Below are 3,589 nucleotides of genomic sequence, written 5' to 3' on the forward strand. Positions count from 1 at the left end.
AGGAACGTGCCCAGATTCTCTCCATCAACATGGCCAACAGCCCGTCCCGCAAGTACAAGGAAGTGTGGATAGGTCTCGGCGGAACGCAGTCGGCGGTCTATGCCACCGAGGTCTCGCCAGAAGAGTACTACACCTACACGACCGAGGAGACGGAAAAACTGGAACTGATGCGACTTACCCGGAAGCTAGGTGGTAATATCGAGCTGGCAATCAAGCAGCTGGCCGAAAGCAAGAGGAACTAGTAAAATCATTTATCAACCATTAAACGATTAACTACATGAAGAAAAGAATTTTGACAGCCCTATGCTGTATCTGCCTCCTTTCGGCAGGCAAAGCCCACGCCCAATGGGTAGTGACCGACCCCGGAAATCTGGCCCAGGGTATCATCAACGCCGCCAAGAACATCGTCCACACCTCATCGACGGCCAGCAACATGCTCAACAATTTTCAGGAGACAGTCAAGATTTACCAGCAGGGCAAAGAGTATTACGACGGGCTGAGGAAAGTGAAGAATCTGGTACGTGATGCCCGAAAGGTGCAGCAGACCATTCTGATGGTCGGCGACATCACGGAAATCTATGTGACCAGCTATGAACGTATGCTCAGTGACCCCTACTTCACCCCCGAAGAACTGAGTGCCATCTCCATCGGCTACACGAAGCTGCTGGAGGAGAGTGCCAATCTGCTGACCGACCTGAAGACGGTGGTCAATGAGAACGGGCTTTCGATGAACGACAAGGAACGTATGGATATCATCGACCGTTGCTATACCGACATGCTGCAATACCGCAGCCTGGTGCAGTACTATACCAACAAGAACATCGGCGTGTCGTACCTGCGAGCCAAGAAGCAGAATGACCTTGACCGCGTGATGGCCCTGTACGGTTCACCCAATGAACGCTACTGGTAATTTCAAGGAGAATTGCTTATGGTATTGTTGACTGTGAATTTTGACAATCTGCACCAGATTCTGCAAAGTCTGTACACGGACATGATGCCGCTCTGTTCGCAGATGACCGGCGTGGCCAAGGGCCTTGCCGGATTGGGAGCCCTCTTTTATGTGGCGTACCGTGTCTGGCAGTCGCTGGCCAGGGCCGAACCCATTGACGTGTTCCCCCTGCTGCGCCCGTTTGCTCTGGGTATCTGCATCATGTTTTTCCCGACCATCGTACTGGGTACGCTCAACAGCATCCTGTCACCCGTCGTGACCGGAACGCACAGGATTCTGGAGACGCAGACCTTCGACATGAACGAGTATCGGGAGCAGAAGGACAAGCTGGAGATTGAGGCGATGCGGAGGAATCCCGAGACGGCCTACCTGGTGGACAAGGAGGCTTTTGACAACAAACTGGACGAGTTGGGAGCCCTGGACGCTATCGAGGCGTGCGGCATGTACGTGGACCGCGCCATGTATAACATGAAGAAGGCGGTGCAGAACTTTTTCCGCGAGCTGCTGGAACTGATGTTCAATGCCGCCGCACTGGTAGTGGACACGCTCAGGACCTTCTTCCTGATTGTCCTTTCCATCTTCGGCCCCATCTCCTTTGCCATCGCGTGCTGGGACGGCTTCCAGGCTTCGCTCAGCCAGTGGTTTGTCCGCTATATCAGCATCTATCTGTGGCTGCCCGTCTCTGACCTTTTCAGCAGTGTGCTAGCCCGCATACAGACTCTGATGCTTCAGAAGGACATCGAGCAACTGGCCGACCCCAACTTCATTCCGGACAGTTCCAATGCCGTGTACATCACGTTCCTTATCATCGGCATCATCGGGTATTTCACCATCCCGACCGTGGCGAACTGGATCGTACAGGCCGGAGGAGGTGCCGGAAACTACGGAAAGAACGTGAACCAGACGGCTTCCAAGGCCGGATCCATCGTGGGAGGCGCCACCGGTGCCGCCGTGGGCAACGTGACCGGAAGACTGTTCAAGTAATCAAGTAATGACAATCAAAAAAACTAAAAGACAATGGAATTCAAATCACTGAAAAATATCGAGACCAGCTTCCGGCATCTGCGCCTGTTCGGAATCGTCTATCTGGGCGTCTGCACCCTGCTTGTGGGCTATTCCGTGTGGAAGGCGTACAGCTTTGCCGAAGCCCAGCGCCAGAAAATCTATGTGCTGGACGAGGGAAAGTCGCTCATGCTCGCCCTCTCGCAGGACCTGGAGCAGAACCGTCCCGTAGAGGCAAGGGAGCATGTCAGACGCTTCCACGAGTTGTTCTTCACGCTGGCCCCTGACAAGAGTGCCATCGAGGGGAATGTACAGCGTGCCATGTTCCTGAGTGACCGTTCCGCCTATTCCCATTACGGTGATCTGGCCGAACAGGGTTACTACAATAGAATCATTTCGGGCAATGTCAGCCAGCGTATCGAGATAGACAGCGTGAAGTGTGACTTCAACACCTATCCGTATGATGTCATGACATACGCACGCCTTTTCATCATTCGTGAGAAGAGCGTGACGGAACGCAACCTTGTCACGCATGGCAGGCTGCGGAACTCCACCCGCAGTGACAACAATCCGCACGGGTTCATCCTGGAAGGGTTCCGCGTGCTGGAGAACAGGGATATCAGAATGTATGACAGATAAAAACAAGGAATGTATGAGAAAGATGTATGTAAAAATCAAGGATTTTATCGGGGGCAGGCTGCGCGGCCTTTGTGACAGGCTCACACCCCGTCAGAGGGCAATCTCCGTCATTGTAATGGCTTCCCTTTTCGCGCTGGTCAATTTCTACATGATTTTCCGGGCGGTTTATGACATCGGGCGGGAGGACGCCCGGCAAGACATCATCAGGATTACTCCGCTTGAGGTTCCCGACTTTGCGCCGGCAGACACCCTTTCCGACGTGAAAATCCGTGAGATGGAAGAGTTTTTTAACCAGTTCAACAGGTAAGGTTATGAGTACGGATGCAGAAAAATTGAACCAGAAGCAGAAAATCAGGAAATATCTGGTTTTCACCGGCATGTTCCTGCTGTTCCTCGGGTGTATGTGGCTGATTTTCGCCCCGACCGAGAAAGACAGGCAGGAGGCGGAAAAGAAAATGGGCTTCAATGCCGAACTTCCCGACCCGAGGGGTGCGGGTATCGAGGCGGACAAGATGGCTGCCTATGAGCAGGCGGACATGGTTCGCCGACAGGAGGAGAAGAAGCGTACGCTGGCCGACTTCTCCGCCCTGGCCGATGGACACAGACAGGAGAATGTCCCGGAAACAGAAACGGCACAGGAAATTGGAAGTGAAAATGAAAGCCGTGCGTACCGTTCCGTAGGAAACGGCAGGACGGGTGCCTTCGCCTCTTCCGCCTCGGCCTACAACGACATCAACGCCACGCTTGGCAGCTTTTACGAGAGTCCGGAGGAAGACCCGGAGAAGGAGGCGCTGAAAGCAGAGGTGGAACAGCTCCGCCAGGCTGCCGCAACGCAGACGGCCGGACCGAGCTACGAGGAGCAGGTGGCCCTGCTGGAGAAGTCCTATGAGCTTGCCGCCAAATATATGCCTTCGGGCGGCAGCACGGGAACAGCGGACAGTCAGGAGACGGAAAGTCCCTCAAGGGAGAGGAAGGCGAAAGCCGTTCCCGTCGGGCTGG

Annotated in this window: 6 protein-coding genes; all 6 read left to right on the top strand. The window is 54.3% G+C overall.

Translation table 11 applies throughout. The features are described from left to right. Window positions 1–242, top strand: a 242-nt coding sequence (locus B5F38_RS13950; protein WP_143240998.1) for a hypothetical protein, incomplete at its 5' end; no start/stop codon positions are given. Window positions 243–277: 35 nt separating this feature from the next. Further along, window positions 278–910 (top strand): DUF4141 domain-containing protein, encoded by a 633-nt coding sequence (locus B5F38_RS13955; protein WP_087409725.1) that lies wholly within the window; start codon window positions 278–280, stop codon window positions 908–910. Window positions 911–928: 18 nt separating this feature from the next. Continuing rightward, window positions 929–1,933 carry a conjugative transposon protein TraJ gene (gene traJ, locus B5F38_RS13960; protein WP_087409726.1) on the top strand — a complete coding sequence of 335 codons (1,005 nt, stop codon included), beginning with the start codon at window positions 929–931 and terminating at the stop codon, window positions 1,931–1,933. Window positions 1,934–1,966: 33 nt separating this feature from the next. Beyond that, entirely contained in the window at window positions 1,967–2,590 is a 624-nt protein-coding gene (gene traK / locus B5F38_RS13965; protein WP_087409727.1) for a conjugative transposon protein TraK, read from the top strand. A 13-nt stretch (window positions 2,591–2,603) separates the two neighbouring features. Then, window positions 2,604–2,897, top strand: coding sequence for a TraL conjugative transposon family protein (locus B5F38_RS13970; protein ID WP_087409728.1), 294 nt, complete (start codon window positions 2,604–2,606; stop codon window positions 2,895–2,897). Window positions 2,898–2,901: 4 nt separating this feature from the next. Next, window positions 2,902–3,589, top strand: a 688-nt coding sequence (gene traM / locus B5F38_RS13975; RefSeq protein ID WP_087409729.1) for a conjugative transposon protein TraM, incomplete at its 3' end; no start/stop codon positions are given.

Origin of the sequence: Barnesiella sp. An22 (genome assembly GCF_002159975.1) — a bacterium.
GTDB classification, from domain to species: domain Bacteria; phylum Bacteroidota; class Bacteroidia; order Bacteroidales; family Barnesiellaceae; genus Barnesiella; species Barnesiella merdigallinarum.

Excerpts from the sequence above, each read along its gene's own strand:
- B5F38_RS13955 (WP_087409725.1), top strand. The coding sequence starts at position 278 with ATGAAGAAAAGAATTTTGACAGCCCTATGCTGTATCTGCCTCCTTTCG.
- traJ (WP_087409726.1), top strand. The coding sequence starts at position 929 with ATGGTATTGTTGACTGTGAATTTTGACAATCTGCACCAGATTCTGCAA.
- traK (WP_087409727.1), top strand. The coding sequence starts at position 1,967 with ATGGAATTCAAATCACTGAAAAATATCGAGACCAGCTTCCGGCATCTG.
- B5F38_RS13970 (WP_087409728.1), top strand. The coding sequence starts at position 2,604 with ATGAGAAAGATGTATGTAAAAATCAAGGATTTTATCGGGGGCAGGCTG.